Origin of the sequence: Neobacillus drentensis NBRC 102427, from assembly GCF_001591445.1 — a bacterium.
Lineage (GTDB): Bacteria > Bacillota > Bacilli > Bacillales > Cytobacillaceae > Neobacillus > Neobacillus drentensis.
In genome coordinates, this window is record NZ_BCUX01000021.1 from 1 (window position 1) to 26995 (window position 26995).

24 protein-coding genes and 1 riboswitch are annotated in these 26995 nt (G+C 37.8%); of the genes, 14 read left to right on the top strand and 10 right to left on the bottom strand.

Features of this window, described 5'->3' with window-relative positions:
• Positions 1-156: 156 nt before the first annotated feature.
• Positions 157-504 carry a YlbF/YmcA family competence regulator gene (locus BDR01S_RS11665; RefSeq protein ID WP_066251914.1) on the bottom strand — a complete coding sequence of 116 codons (348 nt, stop codon included), beginning with the start codon at positions 502-504 and terminating at the stop codon, positions 157-159.
• 164 nt (positions 505-668) lie between these two features.
• Between BDR01S_RS11665 and BDR01S_RS11670 the strand changes: the two genes are divergently transcribed.
• The 9 genes from BDR01S_RS11670 (at position 669) to BDR01S_RS11715 (ending at position 9235) form a co-directional block, all read left to right on the top strand.
• Positions 669-2048, top strand: coding sequence for a YheC/YheD family endospore coat-associated protein (locus tag BDR01S_RS11670; RefSeq protein ID WP_066251912.1), 1380 nt, complete (start codon positions 669-671; stop codon positions 2046-2048).
• A 1-nt stretch (position 2049) separates the two neighbouring features.
• Positions 2050-3153 (top strand): YheC/YheD family endospore coat-associated protein, encoded by a 1104-nt coding sequence (locus BDR01S_RS11675; protein WP_066251909.1) that lies wholly within the window; start codon positions 2050-2052, stop codon positions 3151-3153.
• A complete protein-coding gene (locus BDR01S_RS11680) occupies positions 3131-4495 on the top strand; it encodes a YheC/YheD family endospore coat-associated protein (RefSeq protein ID WP_066251906.1) in 1365 nt (454 codons plus the stop codon). Before BDR01S_RS11675 ends, BDR01S_RS11680 begins: the two co-directional genes overlap by 23 nt.
• Positions 4492-5538, top strand: coding sequence for a YheC/YheD family endospore coat-associated protein (locus BDR01S_RS11685; protein WP_066251904.1), 1047 nt, complete (start codon positions 4492-4494; stop codon positions 5536-5538). The genes BDR01S_RS11680 and BDR01S_RS11685 overlap by 4 nt, the downstream gene beginning before the upstream one ends.
• 84 nt (positions 5539-5622) lie before the next feature.
• Positions 5623-5832 (top strand): YheE family protein, encoded by a 210-nt coding sequence (locus tag BDR01S_RS11690; protein WP_066251902.1) that lies wholly within the window; start codon positions 5623-5625, stop codon positions 5830-5832.
• Between the two features lie 87 nt (positions 5833-5919).
• Positions 5920-6117 (top strand): hypothetical protein, encoded by a 198-nt coding sequence (locus BDR01S_RS11695; RefSeq protein WP_066251900.1) that lies wholly within the window; start codon positions 5920-5922, stop codon positions 6115-6117.
• A gap of 127 nt (positions 6118-6244) precedes the next feature.
• Positions 6245-7156, top strand: a complete 912-nt coding sequence (locus BDR01S_RS11700) for a PucR family transcriptional regulator (RefSeq protein ID WP_066251897.1) — start codon at positions 6245-6247, stop codon at positions 7154-7156.
• Between the two features lie 109 nt (positions 7157-7265).
• Complete coding sequence (locus BDR01S_RS11705; protein ID WP_066251891.1) at positions 7266-8369, top strand: ABC transporter ATP-binding protein; 1104 nt, start codon at positions 7266-7268, stop codon at positions 8367-8369.
• A gap of 662 nt (positions 8370-9031) precedes the next feature.
• On the top strand, positions 9032-9235 hold the full coding sequence (locus tag BDR01S_RS11715; RefSeq protein ID WP_066251885.1) for an alpha/beta-type small acid-soluble spore protein: 204 nt from the start codon (positions 9032-9034) through the stop codon (positions 9233-9235).
• 74 nt (positions 9236-9309) lie between these two features.
• On the opposite strand, the gene fumC is transcribed toward BDR01S_RS11715, so the two are convergent.
• Positions 9310-10692, bottom strand: a complete 1383-nt coding sequence (gene fumC / locus BDR01S_RS11720) for a class II fumarate hydratase (protein WP_066251881.1) — start codon at positions 10690-10692, stop codon at positions 9310-9312.
• Positions 10693-11188: 496 nt separating this feature from the next.
• Here fumC and BDR01S_RS11725 point away from each other — a divergent pair, with 496 nt between their 5' ends.
• Positions 11189-11809: an NAD(P)-dependent oxidoreductase gene (locus BDR01S_RS11725; RefSeq protein WP_066251878.1), complete on the top strand. Its 621-nt coding sequence runs from the start codon at positions 11189-11191 to the stop codon at positions 11807-11809.
• Between the two features lie 43 nt (positions 11810-11852).
• On the opposite strand, the gene BDR01S_RS11730 is transcribed toward BDR01S_RS11725, so the two are convergent.
• The 8 genes from BDR01S_RS11730 to thiT form a co-directional block, all read right to left on the bottom strand.
• The gene (locus BDR01S_RS11730) at positions 11853-13868 is read right to left on the bottom strand and encodes an ABC transporter ATP-binding protein (RefSeq protein WP_066251876.1); all 2016 of its coding nucleotides are present in this window, start codon (positions 13866-13868) and stop codon (positions 11853-11855) included.
• Positions 13865-15622 carry an ABC transporter ATP-binding protein gene (locus tag BDR01S_RS11735; RefSeq protein ID WP_066251874.1) on the bottom strand — a complete coding sequence of 586 codons (1758 nt, stop codon included), beginning with the start codon at positions 15620-15622 and terminating at the stop codon, positions 13865-13867. The genes BDR01S_RS11730 and BDR01S_RS11735 overlap by 4 nt, the downstream gene beginning before the upstream one ends.
• Positions 15623-15856: 234 nt before the next feature.
• Positions 15857-17905 carry a transglycosylase domain-containing protein gene (locus BDR01S_RS11740; protein ID WP_235846551.1) on the bottom strand — a complete coding sequence of 683 codons (2049 nt, stop codon included), beginning with the start codon at positions 17903-17905 and terminating at the stop codon, positions 15857-15859.
• A gap of 91 nt (positions 17906-17996) precedes the next feature.
• Complete coding sequence (locus BDR01S_RS11745) at positions 17997-18455, bottom strand: helix-turn-helix transcriptional regulator (protein ID WP_066251872.1); 459 nt, start codon at positions 18453-18455, stop codon at positions 17997-17999.
• A gap of 110 nt (positions 18456-18565) precedes the next feature.
• Positions 18566-18721 (bottom strand): FeoB-associated Cys-rich membrane protein, encoded by a 156-nt coding sequence (locus BDR01S_RS11750; protein WP_066251870.1) that lies wholly within the window; start codon positions 18719-18721, stop codon positions 18566-18568.
• A gap of 20 nt (positions 18722-18741) precedes the next feature.
• Complete coding sequence (gene feoB, locus BDR01S_RS11755; RefSeq protein ID WP_066251866.1) at positions 18742-20745, bottom strand: ferrous iron transport protein B; 2004 nt, start codon at positions 20743-20745, stop codon at positions 18742-18744.
• The gene (locus BDR01S_RS11760) at positions 20745-20969 is read right to left on the bottom strand and encodes a FeoA family protein (RefSeq protein WP_066251864.1); all 225 of its coding nucleotides are present in this window, start codon (positions 20967-20969) and stop codon (positions 20745-20747) included. Before BDR01S_RS11760 ends, feoB begins: the two co-directional genes overlap by 1 nt.
• Positions 20970-21130: 161 nt before the next feature.
• Entirely contained in the window at positions 21131-21718 is a 588-nt protein-coding gene (thiT, locus tag BDR01S_RS11765; protein WP_066251862.1) for an energy-coupled thiamine transporter ThiT, read from the bottom strand.
• Between the two features lie 75 nt (positions 21719-21793).
• Positions 21794-21903: riboswitch (TPP riboswitch) on the bottom strand.
• Positions 21904-22040: 137 nt separating this feature from the next.
• On the opposite strand from thiT, the gene BDR01S_RS11770 reads away from it, so the two are divergent.
• The 4 genes from BDR01S_RS11770 (at position 22041) to BDR01S_RS11785 (ending at position 26990) form a co-directional block, all read left to right on the top strand.
• Positions 22041-23195, top strand: a complete 1155-nt coding sequence (locus BDR01S_RS11770) for a histidine kinase N-terminal domain-containing protein (RefSeq protein WP_066251859.1) — start codon at positions 22041-22043, stop codon at positions 23193-23195.
• A gap of 121 nt (positions 23196-23316) precedes the next feature.
• On the top strand, positions 23317-23871 hold the full coding sequence (locus BDR01S_RS11775) for a GNAT family N-acetyltransferase (protein WP_066251857.1): 555 nt from the start codon (positions 23317-23319) through the stop codon (positions 23869-23871).
• 144 nt (positions 23872-24015) lie between these two features.
• Positions 24016-25344: a hemolysin family protein gene (locus tag BDR01S_RS11780; RefSeq protein ID WP_066251854.1), complete on the top strand. Its 1329-nt coding sequence runs from the start codon at positions 24016-24018 to the stop codon at positions 25342-25344.
• A 293-nt stretch (positions 25345-25637) separates the two neighbouring features.
• Positions 25638-26990, top strand: a complete 1353-nt coding sequence (locus BDR01S_RS11785; protein ID WP_066251851.1) for a hemolysin family protein — start codon at positions 25638-25640, stop codon at positions 26988-26990.
• The last annotated feature ends 5 nt before the right edge of the window (positions 26991-26995 follow it).

Below are 26995 nucleotides of genomic sequence, written 5' to 3' on the forward strand. Positions count from 1 at the left end.
TCTATTTATTGGCTCGAGTGATTAACCTACGCCCCCCACTGGATAAATAAAAAAAAGACGTATGCGGGTCATACGTCAATTCTTGTGTCTTTTACTAAGAAAGCACCCGAAAATGGAACCCTTCGGTCACTTCTCCGAAGGCTTTTCTACTTAGGTTTACAATTTCCCATAAAGGTCTTCTAATGGTTTCATAATTACTTTGTTTAGTTCTCCAATCACCATGCTCATCCGTTGTTCAGCTTGCATAAGCCGAGAAATTTTTTCATTTTGCTGAACGACTCCAACGGTGGACTGGGCTTGCTGAATCTCTTGTTCTGATATATCCTGCCCCATCATTTGCTTCTGCTGCAGGTCCATTTGGATTTGACGGAACTTATCAAACATTTGTTTTGCTGCAGGGTCTGCATTTACTTCTTGGTAAGCCTGCTGTAGTAGTCTATATTCGTCACTTTGACGAATCGCTGTTTCTAATGCATAGGCGGAATCATATAGATTAACGGGCATTGGTAACCACTCCTTTGAAATAATAAGCTTTTATAATCCGAATCAACTATAACAAACTATGCACCAAAATGCGAGAATGTTAATATCACAATCTAGATTGATTTTACATACATTACTATATCAACTAATGCCTATAGGCTCTGGGTAGAAATTGAGGAATGCTTATGTCTCTTCCATTAATCGCAATTACGATTAAGCCGAGGAAACCTATAAATAATAAAGACTGCCAAGTACAAATGTCAAACCAATTGTTTACCAATTTATTAAAGAATCATAACCTTGACTTATATATTAAATTAGGACACAAGATGATAAAGACAAAAGTTAAAACGGTAGAAATGGAACCAAATTTGATGTTTATCCCCGAAAATATCCTAAAGGATTTTTGTCTCCCCGTCCAAAGCTATAAATTTCAGGCTTTCTTTCAGCCTGATCTATCTACTCTTAAGCTTGGACCTGTGATTGGACTATTGACTGATTTTCCTGCAAATCAGGAAGAGGAACCCCATTTTCGCTCTATTCACGCTTTTTGCGAGGAGCTTCATCATGGAATTTCCGAGGCTGGCGGGTTTTTTTATGTTTTTTCATTTAATGATTTTTTAAATCGCGGCTATTACCTTATAAATGGGAAATGGAGTCCCTTAGAACATCCTTTACCAGATGTGATATACAACCGAATCCATTCCCGCAAGCTAGAACACTCGAAGTCATTCCTGCATTTTCGTCAAAGACTTGAAACCTTGCAAATTCCACTTTTTAATGAGGGATTTCTTTCAAAATGGGAAGTTTATAATCAAATATTTCTAGAGAAACATCTCTATCCGTTTTTACCAAAAACAAAAATTTACACGAAGGAACACTTATATGAACTTGCACAAGAATTTGGAACAGTGTTTATTAAGCCGGTTCATGGCAGTCAAGGAAGAAATATTATTAAATTAAAAAAGGGAGAAGATAGCCGCTACTCGTTACAAGCCTCTCGCGCAGCACTTGACGGCAACTCTAAAGATCAATACGAATTAGATGAAATTCACCAACATATTCAGCCATTTGTAGATAATCGATTTTATATAATTCAGCAGGGTATAGAATTAGTTACTTTTGAATTCTGTGCTATGGACTTTAGAGTCTTATGTCACAAAAATCTAAACAACTATTGGCAAGTTACATCAATTGTGGCCAGGGTCGCAGCAGAAGACGAGTTCGTTTCCAACATCGCAAGAGGCGGGAGAATTCTCAAACCCCTCAGCGTTCTAGGCACCTGTTTAGGACCTAAAAAATCGATAGAAGTACTCGCACTTATGAAGGAATTGGCGATCAAAACGGCTGAGACTATTAGTTGTTCTTCACCTGGGATTACTGGAGAATTAGGGATTGACATTGGGGTCGACCCAAATGGGGAATTGTGGATCATTGAAGTAAACTCGAAACCTTCGAAAAACTTTGAGGACGGGATAGGAAAAATTAGGCCCTCTGCTAAGGCGCTAATCCAATTTTGTACATCACTTGCATTTGAATCGACCATGATAAAGGAGGACCAATAAATTGATTGCATTTGGAATAATGACAGTAAGTATGGAAAGTGAACAGCCCTATATAAACGAAATCGCAAAGCTTGCAGAATCCTGTGGAATGGAATGCTTTCGCTTCCTTCCTTCAAAAATAGACCCGCTGACATTACAGGTAAAAGGGGAAAAATTTAATTCAATTTCTAAATCTTGGGTCAAAAGTGAATTTCCCATTCCTACGATTATTTATGATCGGTGCTTTTACGGTGATGATGAGCATTCCAAACAATGCATTCCGATCGTATCTTGGCTAAAAACAAGAACCGATACCACCTTTTTAGGATATGGACTGCCCAATAAACTTGAACTCTATGAAGTATTAAGAAAAACAGTACTATCCCCCTACTTACCTGTGACTCTATGTGTTTCCGATACAAACATCGTATTAAATGAATTAACAAAAATGAAACGGATTATTTTAAAACCGATTAACGGTTCGCAAGGACATGGCATTTATTATCTGAAAAAAAATGAAAAATCCTTTCATGTTAAAACTGAAAAACAAAAGAATATTATCTCTAGGATTTTCCCAAATGAAACAAAGCTAATCCAGTGGTTACAATCCCTGATTGGTAATCGTCAATACCTGATGCAACCGTATCTAGAGTTATCTAATACCCAACTTCAGCCATTCGATATTCGTATCCTCCTCCAAAAAAATATGGACGGAAAATGGAACGAATTGGGGAGAGGGGTTCGAAGGGGAAATACTGGCGGTATTTTATCAAATTTAAGTGCAGGCGGGTTCGCCCTCCCCTTTGCGGATTGGTCTAAATCTCTCCCTTCTGCCACCAAGGAATATATGAATCAGGAATTAGAATACATTCTCACCAATCTTCCTCCGCTCCTAGAAAGTGCATTTTTACCATTATTTGAGCTTGGTGTAGATATCGGCATAGCAAAAAATGGTTCAATTTGGATCCTGGATGTAAATTCAAAGCCAGGGAGAAAGGTGCTTTTGCAAACCCAGCCAGACTTAGAAGATGCTCTGAATCTAGCCCCACTTCTTTATGGGAAACATCTTACCCTAATAGATTCAAAAGAAAGGAAGAGCTATTATGAGAAAACATTATCTCATTGAAGTTGCTCAAAATGATCAATTGGTTGTTTTCTGCCCTCCAACATTTCTTAAGGATAAAGAGTTAACACGGATTGCTTTTGGGTCAAGATCAATAGAAGTTGATTTTATCGCTCATCCAGATCAAAATGATCGAATTTCGATTAGTAGAGAAATTCAAAAAGCACTCCATTTCCCTAATTTCAACACTGCACTGCATGTTTTTTTCGATAACCATAGTCTTATAATTGGTCCACTTGTAGGTATTTTCACAGCAGGATTTACTACTTTACCAACGGAACCAATTGGTGAAAGAACATTGTTTTTTTCAAAACTGCTTTCCGTCAATAAAATCGTTGGGGCCTTCCCTTTTATATTTGGTGAACAGCATATTGATTGGGACCAAGGTATCATAGAAGGGCACATTTTTCATAATGGTGCCTGGGAGACGGTTGAGGTTCCTTTTCCTAATGTTATTTATGATCGGCTCCCCAATCGGAAAAGTGAAAGTAACCCAATATTAATTAAGGTAAGAGATCGCTTGCAAAAGGAATACCATATTCCTTGGTATAATCCCGGATTTTTTAATAAACTTGATATTCATGAACGGCTTATTCAAGATGAAACAGTTGCCAAATTCCTGCCAGAAACGCTGCCATTTACATCCTTCTCCTCCATCGAGACGATGCTTTCCACCCATGGCCATGTTTTTATTAAACCAAAAAATGGCAGTCTTGGATTAGGTGTTCACCAATTAATATATGACAAGTACAGTGATGATTATTTTTGCCGCTACCAAGATGAAAACGGTGTAAATCGTTTGCGGAAATTTTCAAGTTTAGAACGATTGATGAGTAACGTTTTCTCTAATCAATCACTTGAAAAAATGGTGGTACAACAGGGAATTAATTTACTAAGAAGCGAATCTAGAACGATTGATTTTCGTGTTCACACGAATAAAGATGATCTGGGAAATTGGCATGTATCCGCGATTGCAGCAAAAATTGCAGGTCCCGGCAGCGTGACCACTCATACCAGAAGCGGTGGTGAAATTAAAACAATCGAAGAAATTTTCCCCCTTGAAGAAAGTACTTTGCATAAAGAAAGACTTTCAGATGCCGCACTACTTTTAAGCAACTCTTTGGATAGGCACGTAGAAGGCATTATCGGAGAGATTGGTTTTGATTTAGGGATCGACCGAAATGGAGATGTTTGGCTTTTTGAAGCAAATTCTAAACCTGGAAGAACGATCTTTTCTCATCCCGGATTAAAAGATTTTGATTTGCTCACCCGCAAATTATCCATAGCTTTTGCTGTTTTTCTTACCGAGCAATCCTTATTACATCCTGAGGAGATATTCACATGAAAACCAATCAAGCAGGTCCATTGATTGGGATTATGTCAGCAAGAACTTCAAACGGTTCCATCGGAGGGAATGGCCCGCTTTTTATAGAATTACAAAAGAAGCTTATTTCACTTGATGGAATAAGCTTTGTCTTTACTCCAGAAGATGCAGATACAGATTTTATTACAGGCTATACTTTTTTACCTGATAAAAATTACTGGATTAAGGAAAGCTTTCGTTATCCAGACCTCGTCTATAATCGGGTTCCTTTCCGAAACTCAGAACAAAACGATCAATACCAAACATTTTTTTCGATTTTGAAGGAGAAAAACATCCCCTTTTTTAACCCATGTTTTATCGATAAATTTGAGTTATTCGAATTACTTAAAACCCATCCATTTTTGCAAACTTTTTTACCGAAAACCATTCTCATCCAGAAAAAAGTGGATTTGTTAACTTTTCTAAAGAGGCAAAGAAGTATTTACTTAAAACCTGCTCAATCTTCAAAAGGGAAAGGCATTTTCCGGTTAAAATTTATTGGTTCTTCAAAAGTTCAATTGGAAGGAATCCAGCATCATGCAAATTATCAATCCTTTAATCATTTTTGGGAGAAATGGGGCGAGCAACTACTTGAGCAAACCTATATCGCACAAGAGGAAATATTATCTGCTAAGTATGAGGGTAATCGTTTCGATTTTCGAATTCTGGCACATGCAGAAGATGGTGAATATATGATAACAGGGGTTGGGATTAGACAATCACAACAACAAAATCTTACAACCCATATTCCATCCGGAGGCAGGCTCCTGCCCTATGAACTGTTGAAAACAGCAGAGCATGATTATTTTATTCAAGCGATTGTCCCGTCTATTGGAAAGGCATTATCTGATCGATTTGGCTATTTCGGTGAATTTTCTATTGATGCTGGAGTAAGTAAAACGGGGCAGTACTATATCTACGAGGTAAATTCTAAACCAATGAGCTTTGATGAACTAGAAATTGAAGAAAAGAAGATTGAGCAGCTTTGCCGCTTATTCCTCCAACTCTCAAATTTTCAGAACTAACAAAATATTAGCAGAAAATTCTATTTAAAAAATCTCCCAAACAAGTTAAGCTAGAAGTAAGTAAAATAAAAGGGGGATTTCACGATGTTAATGCACTTTCAATTCAAGCCGCTATTTGAAAATAAAAATATTCCGGGCTGGAATTTTTCCTTTTACCATAAAAAGCAAAGAGTCACAGGAGTTTATCATCAAACCGGGAAAATAGAGTGGACAACGAATGTACCGGAACGAGAGGAAATTGAGGCATTATCAAGCCAAATCCATGAGCTAATGCTTTTCCATGTTTATGAGTGAGTAAGGTGTCCTGTCAGGATCTTAACTGTGCATGAAAATTTACCTTTTCCACAAACTAAAGATAGTTAATGGAAAGGGATGATCGTTATGGACAATGGAAAAGGAAAAGACAAAGTAGCTGATTTAGGTTCAGCTTATGAAGGCAGAGATAAGTTGTTCATGGATGTTGATCGAATGATTAACGAAGGTATGTCAGGTGGTTCTGTCCATTACCGACAGGATACAACTAATATCGAAGAAGCCCATGAGTTCCACGAAGAACAACCACCCTATGAATGCGATTAATCTATATTACTTTCTATATGCAGGCTAGCCTCAAAACATAAGGCTAGCCTTTTTCATTTTCCTGCCTACCTCAACTATTGGTATAATAAGTTAAGAAAAAAATTTAGAATAAACGGGGAAATTAACCATGCTAAAAAAATTGTTGTCCATTTACGAAAATTCCATTTTATTTCCCGCTAAGCCGGTGAATCCCTCTGATCAGTTTTATTTTTTCTTCAATGAGATGGAAAACGAATGGATTGGCATTCCGAAAGGAGAGCTAACTGAAAAGGAATTAACCCTCCTTAAAACGATTTATCAATTATTTGAATTTCATATTCCCACCAGCAATTCGACTGCAAAGGGATGGGATCTGTATCTATTTTCGGAGGGTCCTCTCCCTAATTATAAACCTGATACCAGCCTTCGGTTTATTCAGTTTCAACTGAATAGCACTGATACGGTTCAAACCGAGATTGAGTTCGCCTTACAAGGATTTTTTAGTGAAGAAGTCATTATCATTTGGGAAAACAGCAGCCAAGGGATTGTCATTGAAGAGGGTAACTCGATTACTCTAACAGATGAAGAGTTGATTTCAATGACTGAAACACTTGAAAGTGACTTTTATGTAAAAATTTCCTTCTTCATTGGAAAGTTCCATCCTATTTCCGATCAACTTCGCTCAAAATTTATTGTGGAAAAAGAATACTTTTCTTTTGGAATGGCGAATTTTATCACCAACCTGAACATCTTAACATTCGAGCGCATCTTCCCAGCATATTTAGCTTATCACTTACCACCTGAAATCAAACAAAGGGTTATTCAGGTAATATTTAGAGTTTTTAAAGAGGATCATGAATTGTATTCAACAATCAAAGTTTTTCTTGAAAATAATTTAAATGCCAGTTTGACAGCTAAAAAACTATATATCCATCGAAATACACTTCAATATCGAATTGATAAATTCATCGATAAATCCGGTATTCAATTAAAGGACTTTTATGGTGCTTTCACAGTTTTTTTAGCTTGTCTCCTCTTTGAGCAAAGTTTAGCTAAATAACAACAATCTGCCTAAAAAAGCGTTTTCAATCTTTGTGCACTCTGTCCATATTGATTTTCTTCCTCTGAATGTAAACTGTTACTTAACAAGATAAAGGGAGGCATTACAAATGGCAGAGTTAAAATTAGACCACATTTATAAAATTTATGATAATAAAGTGACTGCTGTTCAGGACTTCAATTTACATATTGAAGATAAAGAGTTTATTGTGTTTGTTGGACCCTCAGGGTGCGGAAAATCTACGACGCTTCGGATGATTGCAGGGCTTGAAGATATTTCAAAAGGTGAATTCTATATTGATGGAAAAAGAGTCAATGATGTGGCCCCAAAAGATCGAGATATCGCAATGGTTTTCCAAAACTACGCGCTTTACCCACACATGACTGTATATGATAACATGGCATTCGGGTTAAAACTGCGCAAGTTTCCAAAAGATGAAATTGATCGACGAGTAAATGACGCGGCAAAAATTCTTGGTTTAGAAGCATACTTAACACGTAAACCTAAGGCATTATCAGGGGGACAGCGTCAGCGTGTAGCATTAGGTCGTGCGATAGTCCGTGATGCCAAAGTATTCTTAATGGATGAACCATTATCAAATCTAGACGCTAAGCTCCGTGTGCAAATGCGTGCTGAAATCGCTAAACTTCACCGTCGCTTAGATACCACTACTATCTATGTTACTCACGACCAAACAGAAGCTATGACAATGGCCACACGGCTTGTTGTTATGAAAGATGGTATCATTCAGCAAGTTGGTTCACCTAAAGAAGTATATGAAAAGCCTGAGAATGTCTTTGTTGGCGGCTTTATTGGCTCTCCAGCAATGAACTTCTTTAACGGAAAACTGGAAGATGGAAAATTTGTCATTGGAAAAATATCGATGGCTGTTCCTGAAGGAAAGATGAAATATCTTCGCGAGCAAGGATACGTTGGAAAATCAATCATTCTTGGAACTCGCCCGGAAGATATTCATGATGAGCCGGTTTTCATTGATGCATCTGCAGGCTCTAAGATTAATGCAAATGTGGATGTTGCCGAGTTAACTGGAGCGGAATTAATGATCTATTCAAGTATTGGTGACCAAGATTTCGTAGCCCGTGTAGATTCTCGAGGTGATATTCATCCGGGAGATACATTAGAACTAGCGTTTGATATGAACAAAGCACATTTCTTTGATGTAGAAACGGAATCACGTATTCGTCCATTATAAGAATATCGCAAGCGCCGTTTAGCGGCGTATGGTATAAGCCCCGTTTTCAAAGCGGGGCTTATTCTTTTATAAAAAAAATATCCTCATGATTACAAACTATGCAGCGATACACATGGGGGCACTTCTGACCCGAGTTCGTATCGGGATATCCATCTTCCATTTTCATTAAGTCTATTTCCATATATGGACTATAATCATCATAAAAATCCATAAGACGACCACTTTCCATCATAGGTTCACCGCAATTTGAACATAATAAATAGGCTTCTCGAAAACCATTACATACTGGGCATTCTGACATTCCATTCACCCTTTTAGTTTAGTTCTTAACCCTAGTTTGTGTTAACCTGCCACCTATATGTAATGGAATAAATTACTAATTAATTTTTTGAATATCTCCGTCTGTTTGAATCATAATAAATATTACAAAGCAAGCAACAACAGCTACTTACAACGATGGATGAAACCAACAAGGGTAATAGCCGGTGCAAGTCCGACTCATCCAACCAAAATAAGATAATGAATGAATCTCCAATTTGTAAAAAACTTATCAAAGGTAACATTGATAATTATGGGTTAGGCCAAGGCGGCAATGGTTTAATCTCCATTATGGTTCAATTCCATACTGACCCCAAACTTATTAAGAGGAGTGTTATTCAACTATGGCAAGTAACAACAACTCTAATCAACTACTAGTACCAGGCGTCGAGCAAGCTCTTAGTCAAATGAAGTATGAAATTGCTTCTGAATTTGGTGTAAATCTTGGTGCAGACACTACTTCACGTGCCAATGGTTCTGTTGGAGGAGAAATTACAAAACGTCTAGTAGCAATGGCTGAATCTCAACTTGGCGGATACCAACGCTAATTTTTAGAAAACCCAGTAAATACAAATAAATATTATGGCTAAGCCCCCTTCTCACGAAGGGGGCTTTCATCATTTCAAATCATATTTTCTGGCCGAACCCAGTTTGAAAACTGTTGTTCTGAAACATAGCCTATTTTTATAGCAGCCTCCTTTAATGAGCAATTATCCTTAAAAGCAAGTTTGGCAATTTCTGCAGCCTTTTCGTAGCCTATATGTGGATTTAACGCTGTAACCAGCATCAATGAGCGGTTTACATGTTCCTTAATAATTTCTTCATTGGCCTCGAGACCTAATGCACAATTTTTATTAAAAGATTTTATTCCATCAGCGAGAAGCCTGATTGATTGAATGAAATTATTAATAATCACTGGTTTAAACACATTTAACTCAAAGTTACCTTGACTTGCAGCAAAACCAATTGCTGCATCATTCCCAAAAACTTGGCAGGCAATCATCGTCAACGCTTCACTCTGAGTAGGATTTACCTTTCCAGGCATAATTGAACTACCTGGCTCATTGGCGGGAATACTAATTTCGCCAATCCCACTGCGTGGTCCACTAGCAAGCCAGCGGACATCATTAGCTATTTTCATTAAATCAGCGGCCAAGGCTTTAAGAGCACCGTGGACATGTACAATCTCATCATGACTTGTTAAGGCGTGAAATTTATTTTCTGAGGAGCGGAATGGATAACCTGTGAGAGTAGAAATCTGCTCAGCCACTTTGTCACCGAATTGAGATGGAGCATTGATTCCTGTACCAACAGCAGTCCCTCCTATCGCCAAATCAAGCAGAAACTTGCTTGCCCCTGTTATCATCCTTTCACACTTTTCAAGCATAACCCGCCATCCGCTGATCTCTTGTCCCAACGTCAATGGGGTTGCATCCTGCAAATGTGTTCTCCCTATTTTAATTATCTTTGAAAAATCCTTTTCTTTTTCAAGAAGCGTGCTTTTTAATTCTGATATAGCAGGGAGGAGCTCCTCAACGATTTTTGTATAGGCTGCAATATGCATAGCGGTTGGAAAGGTATCATTAGAGCTCTGCGACATATTGACATCATCATTCGGATGAATTTTTCCAAGGCTAGCATCCTGTTCCTTTAACCATTCATTTGCCAGATTGGCTATGACTTCATTGACGTTCATATTGGATTGTGTACCACTGCCGGTTTGCCAAACGACCAACGGAAAATGTTCGTTCAGATCACCGTTATGAATGGAATCACATACTTTTATAATTGCCTTCATTTTTTCTTCGCTGAGTTTTCCTAATTGAAAATTGACGATTGCTGCAGCCTTTTTAATAAAAACCAGACCATAAATTACTTCCAAAGGCATCCTTTCAGAACCAATTTTAAAATTCTCCTTGCTCCGTTGTGTTTGCGCTCCCCAATATTTATCCACTGGCACACGAACCTCACCAAGCGTATCTTTTTCGATCCGATAATTCTCCACGTCTCATCCACACCTCACAAATTCATATACTTCAATATATATACCCATTCCTATCCATTTTATTAATCAAATTACTATTATTAAGGCCATGATAGAGTATTTGTTAATTTTGGCACTCTGTTGATTGGAGCGGAAGGCGCGAGACTCCTGCGGGAGGACGGGACAGGGGAGACCCCGCAGGAGCTTTAGCGCCGAGGAGGCTCCCCGGACCGCCCGCGGAAAGCGAAGCGCCTGGAGCGGAAATCAACAGACAAATTATAAAGAGAAAAAAAACTGCAGACACTTGTCTGCAGTTAAGAATTTAATGTTTAATAATTGTATATCCGATATAATAAGAAAGAATTAAAAAACTACCGATCAATAATACAATTGAATAATCTGACATAAACATCCCACCCCATTATAATTAAATGCCTAAACATTTTTAAAATATCACATGCGGTGCGTATGGCAAGTGATGATTATTACACTTTATTGACTAAGAGGTGAACTTTTTGTGAACATTTGCCTTTTCGGTGCAACAGGCAGAGTAGGCTCAATTATTTTAGAAAATGCTTTATCCCAGGAACATAATGTCCGTGTACTAGTGAGGGATAGTAGAAAACTTAAACATAGTGCAGATGGTCTTCTTGTTAAGGAAGGAAATGTGCTAAATGAAAAGGATATTTCAAGTTGCATATCTGGCTCTGATGTAGTAATTAGTGCATTAAACACAGATGGCACGACCACTATGTCTGAATCCATGCCATTTATCATAGAGCATATGAAAGAGCATGGAATACAGCGAATAATTAGCATTGGAACAGCTGGTATTCTTCAAGCCCGGTCTGCACCCTATTTATATCGGTTTCAATCTTCTGAGTCGAAACGGAAAAGTACACGGGATGCAGAAGAACATTTGAAAGCCTATTTATTATTAATGGATTCTGGCCTAGATTGGACGGTCGTCTGTCCTACCTACTTGCCTATAGGCGAAAGAAAAGGGCATTATAGGTACGAAAAGGACTTTCTTCCTGATAATCCCTCCTCCATCTCAATTTACGATACAGCTGATTTCGCGTTTGGGCAGCTATTTACCAATGAATTTATTGGTTCCCGCGTTGGATTAACATATTAACAAGAGAAGCCCCTTAACAAGTTTCGTTTAGGGGCTTCTCTTGTTACCCGGCCAGGTCTGTGCTTCCCTGTTGGAGTTGATACATTTGATAATATTTACCTTTTTTCTCCATCAATTCCTCATGGGTTCCCTTTTCAACAATCATCCCTCGATCCAATACAATAATTTGATCTGCATTTCGAATCGTTGATAACCGGTGGGCAATGATAAAAGTTGTTCTCCCTTTTTTCAGAACTTCCATAGCCTCTTGGATCAAAGCTTCGGTTTCCGTGTCAATACTGGAGGTAGCTTCATCTAGAATTAGGATTGCGGGATCAAATGCTAGTGCTCGCGCAAACGAAATTAACTGTCGCTGCCCGCTCGAAAGGGTGCTTCCTTTCTCAAGAACAGGTTCATCATAACCATTTTCTAAATTCTTGAAAACCTTTTCCGCTCCAACATCGCTTAATGCTTTCTTGACCATTTCTATTGTAATCGAAGGATTATTAAGACTTACATTAGAAGAAATCGTCCCTGTAAATAGATATGGATCCTGCAAAACAATCCCCATATGATTCCGAATCGATTGACGAGGGATAGATTCGATATCGTTGCCATCGATCGTAATTTTCCCCTTTTGACAATCATAAAAGCGGAAAAGTAAATTCATAATCGAACTCTTCCCTGAACCAGTATGACCCACGAGGGCAACCGTTTCGCCCTGCTTCGCCTCAAAATCAATATTCTTTAGTACATATTCTCCTTCTTTATATCCAAACGACACATGATCAAAGATTACATTCCCGTTAAAACGCTTAATCCGCTCACTACTAACGTTTTCCCCTGGTTCATCCATCAGCTTGAATACACGTTCACCTGCTACAAGCGCCTGCTCTAAATTGGCCAGTTGATTGACAATCCCCTGAACAGGTTGGAAAAGCCTGTTGATATAATCCACAAAGGCATAAAGCATCCCTAGTGAGAGGATGGTAGTAGTATTGAGTGCCTGACCACCGAAATACCAAATAAATGCCACAAAAATGAGGTTTCTTAATACCCCAACTAGATTATGAGAGGTTAATGCATTTAAACTTAATAATTTATTTTGGTAGGTAAAATGTCCGTGGTTTAGTTTTTCAAAATCAGCTTTTGTTTCTTTTTCGCGGCCGAATGCCTGGATAATATTCATCCCTTGGATTGATTCATTAATCAATGCATTGATATCACTATTCCTGGACCGGATGACTCGGTTATATTTAGATGCATACTTACGGTAAATTAACATCCACACATATAAAATTGGCAATAATGATAAACAAATTGCGGCAAGCTTTACGTTCAAAATAAACAAGGCAACATATATACCAGTAATATATATGGCACTAGTAAAAAATGTTGCAAGAACGGTAACATATAACTCACGGATTGCTTCTGTATCATTCGTAATTCTAGCGACCACCTTACCTGCCGGCAAATTATCAAAATAATTAATCGGCAGCCGTTGTATCTGCCCATAGACATCTTCGCGCATTTTTTGAATAATGCGATTGGCTGATTTTTGTAACAAAAAGCGTTCCCCATATTGAAAAATTGCTGATATCACCAAGAGTCCAAAATAAATTGCCAATAGTTGAAAGATAGCTGGAATCTCAGGCTGGTAAAAGGCTAATATGTCAGACCCCTTAAGGGTTTTCGCCTGGTATTCTGCCTTTTTAGCACCTTTCTTAATCACTAATTCCCCATCTTTTAAGCTTCGCTTCCCATCAAATTTTAATTTCTGATCAATGAAAACAAACTTGGAACCGACCTGCAAAATTTGAATTTGTTTTCCCTTTTGTTCTGATCTAGATAAATACTTTTCTCTTGTGTATAATTTTCCTTCATAACTTACTGCTTGCTTGCCACTTGTTGTTTCATACCATATAGATTCAATACCTAAAATATGTTGATCAATAATGTTTTTCGCAATAAACGGTCCTGCAAGGTCGGTTCCGACAGAAATGGTCAGCATGAGCAATGCCGCTATGATTATCTTTTTATATGCAAATGAGTACTTAGTTAATCTCTTCCCTGTTGTCATGCTGACACCTCCTCCTCTGCCTTACCTGCAATCTGTTGGCGGATAAATTGTTGTTTATACCATCCACCTAGTGTGAAAAGTTGTTCATGTGTCCCTTCTTCAATAATTTTGCCTTCATCTAAGACAATTATATGGTCAGCATGCTGAACAGCAGACATTCGATGTGTGGTAATAATCGTTGTTTTCTCATTTCTTACCTTACGGATATTGTCGATGATTTGTTTCTCTGTTTTCGCATCAACAGCCGATAAGGAATCATCGAGAATAAGGATTTCTGGGTTTTTAATTAGTGCACGGGCAATCGAGATCCTTTGTTTTTGCCCGCCTGATAAAGCTACGCCCTTTTCACCTACAAGTGTTGCTAATCCTTCTGGAAGCATCTCAAGATCTTTACGCAAAGCGGCTAAATCTATAGCTGTTTCTAACTCTTTATCGCTTGCATCATGCCTGCCAAATAGAATATTATCTCTCACACTACGCGAAAACAGAACATGATCCTGTGGCACATAACCAATCCAGTTGCGCACCTGGTTCAAGGATTGCTCCTCTAATGAGACCCCTGAAATAGAGACTTCTCCTGTTCCTAGTGGATATTGCCTTAATAGCTGCTTAATGAAGGTGGTCTTTCCAGAGCCCGTTTTACCGACAATACCTAATGTTTGCCCCTGGAGTAGTTTCAACTCAATGTTTTTTAGATTGTCATTTTTAGAAGAGGGATAACGGAAGGTTACCTTTTGATAATCAATACGATCCGCAGCAGCGATTGTGATTGGTTTAGGCGGGTTACTGACTTCTTCCTGATAGCTTAGTGTCTCATTCACACGGTCTAGTGAGGCATTTCCTCTTTGCATCACATTGATTAACTCGCCAATCGCAAACATTGGCCATATCAGCATCCCTAAATAGACATTAAAGGAAACCAGATTGCCTAATGTAATCGTTTGATGAAAAACCAAATATGCACCATAGCCGAGGCCAATTAAATAGCTTATGCCTACAAGCACCTTTATCGTAGGGTCGAATAAAGCATCTATTTTTGCAACCTTAATATTCTTATGATAAACATCCTCCGTGAGTTGATGAAACCGATTACTATCGGCCTCTTCTTGAACATAAGCACGGATGACCCTAACGCCTGCAACAGATTCAAGCACCCTGTCATTCAGTTCACCGAACGCATCCTGTGCTTCCATAAAGCGAGAATGAATTCTTTTTCCATATATTTTCATTAAAATCGCCATAATCGGGAGCGGGATAATTGCCGCTAATGTTAACTCCCAGCTGATGAAAAGTCCCATTGTCAACAGCAAGGTTAACATCCAGACGCTAGAATCCACTAGGGTTAGGATCCCAAAACCTGCTGTAATAGAGATAGCTTTTAAATCATTAGTGGCCCGCGCCATTAAGTCCCCTGTTCGATTTTTTTCGTAAAATCCCGGGGTCATTTTTAATAAGTGTTTTACAAAGCGAGACCTGAGTTTTCTTTCAACAAGGAAGGCACCTCCAAATAAGCGAAACATCCAAACATATGTAATCGCGTAGGAAGACACCATGATTAATAACAGAATACCGAGGTAGCGGAGCATTTTCTCATTACTGATAATACCGACATGAATATCATCAATCGCCATTCCAATTAATTTCGGCGGTATCACATCTAATATTCCCACTAAAATTAATAGCGTTATTGCAATCACATATCGCTGCCAATTTTCTCTAAAGAACCAACTTAGTTTTTTTAAAACTGCAAACATAGCTGACTGCCCCCCTTATGATTTACTACCCGCCACCCGGCGTAACTGTTGTGTTTCCAATCCTAACTACTTCTGAATTCCCCATCAAATATTCCTCCCTAAAACATTTTGATCGATAAAAAAAGACATACCGCTGTAGTGCAGTATGCCCCTTGTAGATTATCACCAGTTTATTTAAAAGTCAATTCCCATTTTTCTGAATTGTCCCATCTTCTGCAAATTATGAAAGAAAGATTAGTGACCATTACCTGTCCCTTTTTTCTTCCACTTTTTATTCCACTTTTCTTTTTGTTTATTCCATTTTTCTTCCCATTTCTGAACCTCATTATTAAAGTTCTCTTGAAAATTAAACCGCTTCTTATTTTCTTCTTCCTGCCTTTTCTTTTCAATCAAGTCAGCGATATGCGGGACATTAAAGCTTTCGTTTGGTTCATTCTTTAATGCTTCCGTCATCACTTCACGAAAAACAACCGCTGAACCTTTATTGCTCATTGGCGTTAAATAATGCTCTGCATCTGTTTTATCATAGCCAACCCAAATGGCGCCAACCAGTTGTGGTGTATACCCTACAAACCATTGGTCCTTTACACCATTGATTCCTGTAATCGGTACCTGAGTGGACCCGGTTTTCCCTGCCGTTTCCCGCCTGGGTATTTGTGCAGCACTGCCTGTTCCTTGCTCAACAACACCAAGGAGCATAGTCGTCATATTGTCAGTAACTGCTTTTGTTGTAACTCGTTCCTTTTTGGGTTTCCAAAGGGCGATAACATTCCCTTTTGCATCAACAATTTTCCTAATTGCATGTGTCTTCATTCTTATACCGTTATTTGGAAAAACAGTAAAGGCCTCTGCCATGTTTAGGGGAGAGACGCCATTATGCAAACCTCCCAAGGCCAGAGATAAATTGCGATCTTTTTTGTCTAATGAGATTCCAAACCGTTTAACGGAATCTAATCCTTCTTCTATTCCTAATTCATTTAACAGCCAAACAGCGGAAACATTCTTTGATTCTTTCACAGCTTCATACATGGGTACTTCCCCAGCATATTGATAATCATAATTACTAGGTTGATAATCGCCAAAAGTCATCGGTTCATCTTTTAACATATCGGTAATTTTCCAGCCGTTTTCCAGAGCAGGTGTATAAACGGCTAATGGCTTAAAGGAGGAACCGGGCTGTGCTTCTAATTGTGAAGCACGATTATAGCCTCTAAAGGTGTGTTTTCCTCGGCCGCCAACAATGGCTCTGATTCCGCCTGTTTTTGGATCCACTAAAACACCGCCACTCTGAACAAGACGATCTTTTCCTTCTGGAAAAAAGGAATCATTTTGATATGCCTCTTCCATAGCAGTTTGCATCACTGGTTCCAGCTCTGTATAAATTTGATAGCCGCCTGTTAGTAAGTCATCCTGTGACAATCCATAATGGTTAATCGCTTCATCTAATACCTGATCAACATAGTATGGAAATTTGCCTCGGAACGGGTCGCCGCCCTTATCATCCAAAACCACTTTGTCGTGTCGTGCTTTTTCATATTGCTCCTCTGAGATATACCCTTGCTTTCGCATTTGGGTTAATACTAGGTTTCGCCTTTCAGTCGCCTTCTCCATATGTTCGTATGGGTTTAAGGCGGATGGAGCTTTAATTAACCCTGCGAGTAAGGCAGATTCACTAATGGACAGGTCTTTTACTTCTTTGGCAAAATATTTGCTGGCCGCAGTTTTAAGACCCCATGCACCATTTCCAAAATAGATTTGATTTAAATACATTTGGAGGATTTCGGGTTTCGAATACTCCCGTTCAATTTGCAGCGCTAAAAAAACTTCTTCCATTTTTCTATTTAAAGTCTTTTGTGATGTGAGTAATGTATTCTTGGTCAATTGCTGAGTGATAGTACTGCCGCCTTCTACCATTCCCCCGGCTTTTATATCACGGATAAGTGCCCTTGATGTTCCGATAAGGTCTACACCGCTATGTTGATAAAACCGATGATCTTCAATGGCAATGATGGCATTTTTCATGGAATCTGGAACTTGCTTGATTGAGACCCCTTCATTTTTATTAGCCGAAACTTTACTTGCTACGGCCTCGTTTACATCATAAAACACGGTTGCCTGGGGCAGTTCGTTTTTAAGTCCTGATATATCTGCATCTTTGGAAAAATAATAGAGAAGGCCGAAGAAACTTAATATGATAGTCAACACAGAGAGCACCAATATTTGAAGTAAATGCCACTTTCTCCAGTTCTTAAAAATGGACATTAGCTTATCTTTAGATCCCAAATGAAAAACATCCTTTATCTATAATCTCTAACAAGGGTTAGTATTCCATAAAAAAGAAAAAAGATGGGCGAATTCCCCATCTTTTCCATGTCTAATATTCATTTTTAGTCAACTCTTTAAAACGTTGTCTTGAAAGCTTCTCATCAATACTGCTAAAGATTCGGTAATTTCTCTCATCCAAGATTCGAAAATGCTTACTAAGAATATTTTGTTGAAGAATATATCCATTTTTCTTTGAAACTACTCTCCACCAAATCCTGCCGCCGAATGTTTTTGATTTACGAATATCTATTCCTTCGCGGGCAACCGTTTCTAACACTTCGAGTGGCTCATTTCCAAATAAAAATTGGACGGTTTCCGTTTCACGGAAAAGAGCACAAATAGAAACAGCCGTAGACCAGTTGGCCAGAACTCTACCTTTCTCAATTTGAACAAGTGTTTTCTTTGAGACTCCAATGATTTCTGCCATTTTATCCTGAGTATAGCCTGCTTCAGTCCGGATAAGACGAAGCTTTTCAGAAACCTGCATAATAATTTCATCCCTGGTCACGTTTAGCCCTTCCTTCAATGGAAACTAGTGTAATTTTACACTAGTTTCGCGAATCATTCAAATTTTATCATCAAAAAACTGCTACCTCTAAAGATAGCAGTTTTAATTAGTTATTGAATTTTGGGCGGGATCCCACAATTGCTGGAACATGAATTTTTCAAATCACATGCAGCGCATTTTCCCTTTTTAGATTTATTAATAAACCTGACTAAGGCCCATGTTGCGTATCCAAAAATAGCTGCCCCTATTACTATATTGGCAATCATTTCTTCACCTCATTTTTATATTACACAAGTCCAAACAATTTTCCACCTTGATAGATAATCAAAGATAAGACATAGGCAATCGCAAATGCATAAATCATTGAAAAAGCGGTCCACTTCTTTGAATTCGTTTCTTTATAGATTGTTGCTACCGTCGCCAAACATGGAATATATAACAAAATAAAAACCATAAAACTATAGGCAGCCAGCGGAGTATAATAATCTGCCATTAGCCCTTGCAGACTTGCATCGTTCGGAACAAAATAGATGATGTTCATCGTTGAAATAATAGCTTCCTTTGCCAAGAACCCAGTAATTAACGAGGCGGATGCCTGCCATGTTCCAAATCCAATTGGATCAAAAATGGGTGCAATCGCATTCCCAATTGCCGCTAAATAACTATGATCCATATCAACCTTTAAACCACTTGGACCCGCATAAGATAATAACCAGATAAAAACAGAACCAGCAAAAATAAATGTCCCGGCTTTTCTTACAAACCCTTTCCCTTTATCCCATGTACTTCTCCAAAGTGATTGAAATTGGGGCAGTCGGTAAGGTGGTAGTTCAATTACAAATAATGAAGTTTCCGATTTAAGGATTGTAGTAGAAAAGATCTTTGCTAAGGTTAATGCAACAATAATGCCTAGGACATACAGGCTCAAGACCACCAATGCCTTATTTCCTGCAAAAAAGGCACCAACGAATAATGCATACACCGGTAAGCGTGCTGAGCAAGACATTAATGGGGTGAGTAAAATGGTTAACAGCCTCTCCCGCGGTGTTTCAATTGTTCTTGCTGCCATTATTCCTGGTACATTACAGCCAAAACCAATCATCATTGGGATAAATGCCTTTCCATTTAGGCCAACTGATTCCATAATCCGGTCCATAACTAATGCGACACGAGCCATATACCCTGAATCTTCTAATAAAGAAATAAAAAAGAAGAGGATGAAAATTTGCGGTACAAAGACGAGAACCCCGCCTACTCCAGCAACTAAACCTTCAATAATTAACGCATGGATAAAATCGGAGGCATGAATAGCAGTTAATACCTTCTCAAAGCCTACCGTAATCGGTCCCGTTAAAAATCCATCCAAGAGATCAGATAATGGCGTTCCGAGCCAATCAAAGGTCAGCATAAACATAAAATACATTAGCAGCAAGAAAATTGGCATTCCTAGAAACCGATTCGTAACGATACTATCAATTTTTTCAGAAAGAGGAATAACCGAATTACTTTTCCTTGCAACTTCAGCAACAATCCCCTCGATTACTTCTTTTCTTTTTTGATATATATAGTTTGCTAAGGATTTTACCTCATACTGTTTTTGTAGTTTTGATTCTAGCTTTGCCTTTACAGGATTCAGCTTTTGTTGATCGTCAATGCTATGAAGATAGTCTCTAACGTATTCATTTCCTTCAAAATATTGTATCGCCAAAAAGCGCACAGAAAGGTCAGTTTTTCCATGTAACATACCAGTCAATGTCACAATCGCTTCTTCAACCTCTTTACCGTAGTAAACGAGGTTCTTTTTAACAGGCTGGGTTGATTTTGTTGAGATGGCATCTACTAGCTTGTCACAGCCCTTACCGCTTCTTGCTACGACAGGTACTACGGGAACCCCGAGAACCTCCGAAAGCTTTCCGGCATCTATTTGAATCCCGCGCTTATTCGCTACGTCAATCATATTAAGTCCAATCAGTGCAGGCTTTTCAAACTCTAGCAATTGTAAGGTCAAATGTAAATTACGTTCTAATTGAGAAGCATCTAATATATTAAGGAGCCGGTCAACGGATTCATTTAAAAAGAAGGAAGTAACAACTCCTTCATCCTTTGACAGTGGATTAAGCGTATATACACCTGGTAAATCAATTAATTGGCCAATATTATTTTTAAAAATACCAACTTTCTTTTCTACGGTTACACCGCTCCAGTTTCCAACATATTCATAGGATCCTGTTAAGTTATTAAACAATGAAGTTTTCCCAGTATTGGGATTTCCAATTAAAGCGATTTCCATTATAATTTCACCACTTCAATCTGAACTGCTTCCCTGCGACGGATACCAACACACTGTCCGCATGATTCAATCATTACTGGCCCGCCAAATGGCATCACACACTTAACACATATCTCTGAGCCTTCTGTAATCCCTAAGTCAAGTAAACGTCTTTGTACCAGGTGACCAACTTGAGAAAGATTAATAATCTTCCCTTTCCCACCTGCTTTTAACAATCCGAACATTTATATCACCCTATCTATGTTAATTGAGAATGATTATCTTTCTATATCGTCATTTTAACACTTTTTTTCGGTAATAAGCATAATAAATTTGTCAAAAGTTCGAAAAATATTAATAAAAAAAGAAAAGAGCGCGTGGACTCTTTTCTTTTTTACTATTTTTATTAATTTTTTTGTGTAAATAACCGCTTTGGAACCGCACTAATTACAATGATTATGATGATTGCACTAATAATGAAGCTTGGCAGCATGTACGTTCCATTATAAAGAAGCGAGTAAATAGCTACCGGTTGTCCCTTTGGCGCATATTCGCCGAAGAACACAATTCCTGATAGGACATGACAAAGGTATCTTAAAGCACTTCCCAAGAATGCTCCCATAACCACATAGGACATCCACTTACCTTTTTCGTGTTTAATTAATGAATTTTTCACAGGGCTGGCAAAGATACCTGCTAACCCTACGACTGAAAAAGCTACAAAATAATCGATAAATCCTTGAATCAATGTATAGATTTGTGAGTATCCAAGGATAAATTGCAATAGCCCGAGTAAAAATCCGGTTAACATACCACCCTTTATTCCCCAACGATAAGCGATTAAGAAAATAGGAACCATAGCAATTGAAATGGATCCTCCCTGTGGCCATATTCTTAATGATAATATTCCGGCAACAAAATCCAATAAATAAGCCAGGGCTGCAAAAACTGCCACTTCAGCGATAAATAATGTATTACTTCTTTCTTTGTTCAACTCAATTTCCCCCTTTTATTTTGAACAAAATAAAAAAAGCAATGCACGACGATATGGATTGTCTGCATTGCTTTAATATCCGGCAAACCACATCCCTACGCTAGTGTTAACTAACAGGTTCATAGGGTCAGAACTCAAAACGCTCACTCTCAGCCACATAAAATGTAGCTCCCCCTGTGGATGTATTCAATTGTTTCCATAAAAAATATACTATTCTTTTATTGCTTTTTCAAGGAAAATAGAAAATAAAGAAGGAATTCTATTATAATCATCGAATTAACACTTAAAGGAGTTCTGTCAATAGCATAGGGGGAAAAACAGAATGTTCACGGAAAGCCAAACGGATTTAATTGATTTTTTCAATCAAAATAAACAGAAACTGTTACAAGAATGGGAAAATGCCATTGTTATTACTAAAGCAGACCCATTTAAATTGAAGATTCAGGAAAACGGAGCGGCCTTACTCGATGTCTTGCTTCATATGCATAAAATGACGAAACAAGAGCTTTTAGACATAATTGAAAAGCTTGCTATAGAAGTTTCACAAGAAAGAGTATTGGCTGATATAAACCTTGGAGATTTTGTATATAATGTAAATCTTGGTAGAACCGTTTTGTACAGTTATCTAAGTAATGTTGGGCTTCCATGGTCTGATATGCAAGAAGCGGTAAACAAAATTAACTTTTGCTTCGATAAATTTTTATACTATGCTGTTTCACATTACTCTGAAGCAAAAAACAAAATAATTGAGGAAAAAACGATGCACATCGATTCTACCCATCAGGATCGATTGACGCTACTTGGCCAGATGACATCAAGTTTTATCCATGAGTTTAGAAATCCACTAACATCTGTTCAGGGATTTATCCAATTGCTTAAAGCCGATTATCCGAATATGAAATATTTAGATATCATTTCTAGTGAGTTGGATCAACTAAATTTCCGTATTTCGCAATTTTTACTTTTATCAAAAAAAGAGTTAATTGGGAAGGAAAAGGATTACTTCAATTTAAATACGTTAATTGATGAAGTTTTAAATTTTCTCTACCCAAGCATCCTCGATGGAAAAGTAAAAATAAAAAAGGAATTGAGTGAAGAAATTACTTTAAATGGGTATGCAGATGAAATCCGGCAAGTATTTATTAATATTATTTTTAATGCAATTGATGTCCTAAATCATGCTGAGAATCCAAATCCAACAGTCGAAATCTTTAGTTGTCTTGATAATCAGTCGATCAAAATCAATATTTCTAATAACGGCCCCGTCATTCCAACGGAATTAAGAAAAACCATTTTCGAACCATTCTTCACAACCAAAAAACTGGGGACAGGTCTTGGCTTGTTTGTATGTAAAGAGATTATTGAAAAACATAAGGGGGTTTTAGAGTGTGAATCATCCCCGGATAAAACAACATTTTCCATTCTATTACCTGTTGCCCCAGTAATTCCGAAGAATCATGAACAAGAAATTTTATAGTTCTTTTGACCAATCCCACTTGAATCAAGCTGGGATTTTTTTATTTCTCATCGATAAACCTTCCACAAGGGTCCTATCCTGCATATGATGAACTAAAATTTTTTATCAGGAGATTAGACCAATGTTTACATTGAAGGTAGATAATCAAATTGAACTCCAGTTATTTCAGCAACATCACGCCTTGAAGTTATATCAACTGGTTGAGGAGAATCGTGAACATTTACGCGAATGGATGCCCTGGGTGGATAGTATGAATTCCCCCTATCAGTTTGAATCGATTATTCCGATTTGGCTCTCCCAATTCGCGGAGAATAACGGATTAAACGTGGGGATTCTCTATAACGGAGAACTGGTTGGATCGGTCGGAATACATCAAATTGATTGGCATAACCGAATGGCAAATATCGGCTATTATCTATCCAAAAACGCAGAAGGTCATGGGATCATGACTCGTACCGTCCAATCTTTGCTAAACTATACCTTTTTCACCTTAGGATTAAACCGTGTAGAAATTCGTTGTGGTGTAAAAAACAAAAAAAGCCGTGCGATTCCTGAAAGACTCGGATTTGTTAAGGAAGGAATCATTCGTGACGGAGAACAATTATATGGAAAATTTCATGATCTCTTTGTTTATGGAATGCTTGCCAGTGAGTGGAAAAAAAGAGTTCCTTATTAGAATATTTTTTTACCATGTTCAATTGATGCTGCCTAATAGGCAGTCTTTTTTATGTGGTGATTTGCTAATAGAATTTTTTTTTGAAATAATGGGTTCAGTACAACGTAAGTGAGGTGGCATACCTTACCTCAAGTAAGGTGATAGATGATTTGGATGAATGTAATAATAATTGTTATCTTGATAGCCTTTACCGCACTTTTTGTCGCTTCTGAATTTGCGATGGTAAAGGTTCGAACAACGAGAATTGATCAATTACTATCAGAAGGAAATCCAAAAGCAGAAGCAGCTAAGAAAGTCATTTCGAATTTGGATGGATATTTATCAGCTACACAGGTTGGAATAACAATTATCTCCTTGATTTTAGGATGGCTGGGTGAGCCCACGATTCGAGAGCTGCTAAATCCCATTTTTCAATGGATTCAATTACCTTTATCTTTAAAGCATATTATCTCGTTTATAATTGCTTTTATTGTCATAACTTATTTCCATGTAGTCATTGGAGAACTATCCCCAAAAACGATTGCGATTCAAAAAGCAGAAGAAATCCTTTTGTTTTTTGCTCGACCGTTAATCCTATTTCATAAGTTGATGTATCCTTTTATTTGGATTCTTAATCATTCGGCCCGTTTTGTAACTGGACTTTTCGGAATCCAACCAGCATCTGGGCAGGATATGGTCCTCTCGGAAGAAGAACTGCGGTTAATTCTCTCGCAAAGCTATGAAAGTGGGGAAATAAATCAATCTGAATACCGTTATATGAACCGAATTTTTGAATTTGATAACCGGATTGCGAAAGAAATAATGGTTCCGAGAACTGAGCTTATTACTCTTTCTAGGGATGCCTCAATGGAAGAAATTATTGAAATCGTCAAGGAAGAAAAATACACTAGATATCCCCTAATTGACGGTGACAAAGATAATATTTTGGGGGTAGTTAATATTAAAGAGGTCTTAACCGATTGTATCCAGCAAAAATGTACTGGCGAACGACCGCTTATCCCCTATCTAAAGCCAGTCATCCATGTCATTGAAACCATACCGATTCAGGAACTTCTTGTTAAACTGCAAAAAAACCGTTCACACATGGCTGTTTTATCTGATGAATATGGAGGGACAGCAGGTATTGTCACCGTCGAAGATATTCTTGAAGAAATTGTTGGTGAAATACGAGATGAATTTGATTTAGATGAACTTCCGCTTGTTCAGAAGGAAGCAGATGGACATTTTATCTTGGATGGAAAAGTACTGATTAGCGAAGTAAATGACCTCCTCGGGACCACACTTGATGAAGAGGATGTTGATACGATCGGAGGCTGGTTTTTAACGCAAAAGTTTGATGTACATAAAGGAGATTTCATTGAAAACGACGGATTTGTATTTAAGATTAATGAGATAGAAGGTCACCATATTCTGTATATTGAAGTACACAAACTAGAAAACGACCAAGAAAAGACGGAGCCGGCTCCTGAATAGGAGCTGGCATTTATTTTACATAATTTTTTGTAATATTTCGCCATTAATGTTCATATTCACTTTGCTTTCCCATAAAATATAGTTATCAACCAATATACTAACCAGAACGTTTGACTGTACAGTTCAAATTCTTTATAATTATTGTTAATTTACAAAATTGTCGAGGTGGTATAATGACCATTAGACGAGATTAGAAGAAAGCTAGATATGAGTTGATTGTATTACGAGTTTATTTTTTTATCAAACTGGGAGGTGACTCCTTACCTGTCTAAAAACGGGATAAGGGAACTTATTTGGACATATTTAACTTGGTTATTATAGCCATTTTAATTGCATTAACTGCTTTTTTTGTAGCTTCAGAATTTGCTATTATCAGAGTAAGAGGTTCAAGAATTGATCAGTTAATTGAAGAAGGAAATTCGAGTGCTGTGACTGCTAAAAGAGTAATTTCAAACTTAGATGAATATCTTTCTGCCTGTCAGTTAGGAATTACCATTACTGCCCTTGGATTAGGTTGGCTTGGTGAATCGACATTTGAAAAGATACTCCACCCTATTTTTAAAAGCCTGCATATTCCTGAAAGTTTTAACCAAATATTGTCTGTGGGGTTAGCTTTTGCCGCGATTACATTTTTACATGTAGTTATAGGTGAACTTGCACCTAAAACCTTGGCAATCCAGAAAGCAGAATGGATTACCCTGACAATGTCACGTCCGCTCATCCTTTTTTATAAGGTTATGTTTCCTGTAATTTGGCTGCTTAATGGGTCTGCACGAATTACCACAAGATTTTTTGGGCTTAAGCCTGTTTCAGAAAACGAAATTGCCCATACAGAGGAAGAGCTCCGAATTATCCTTTCTGAAAGCTATAAAAGTGGTGAAATTAACCAATCAGAGTTTAAGTATGTAAATAAAATTTTTGAATTTGATAACCGTATTGCCAAAGAAGTAATGGTCCCAAGAACGGAAATCGTTTCATTGTCTAAGGATGATACATTAGAGACTTTTCTTCAGGTGTTACGCGAAGAAAAATTCACACGATATCCGATTATTGATGGTGATAAGGACCATATCATTGGGCTTATTAATATAAAAGAAGTGATGACCGATTTAATTGGTAATGAGAAACTCGCCGAACGGACCTTAGAAAACTATACTCGACCAATTATTAGAGTAATTGAAACGATTCCTATCCATGACTTATTAGTGAAAATGCAAAAAGACCGTGTCCATATGGCGATATTAATGGATGAATATGGCGGTACTTCAGGGCTTGTTACTGTAGAAGATATCTTGGAAGAGATTGTTGGGGAAATTCGGGACGAATTCGATATGGATGAAATTCCGGAGATACGTAAAATGAAGGAAAACCACTATATTATCGACTCTAAAGTATTAGTTAGTGAGATCAATGATTTATTGGGAGTAGAGATTGACGACGAAGATGTGGATACGATTGGCGGTTGGATATTGACCGAAAATTACGAAGCAAAAGAAGGAGACATCCTGCTTCATGACACCTATTCCTTTAAAATCCTCGACATGGAAGAGCACCATATTAAATATATTGAGGTCATGAAAAATGCCAATAATGGTGAGGCAACTAACCAACAAGTTTCAATCCCCAATTCCGAAGTGCTATCTTAAAAAAG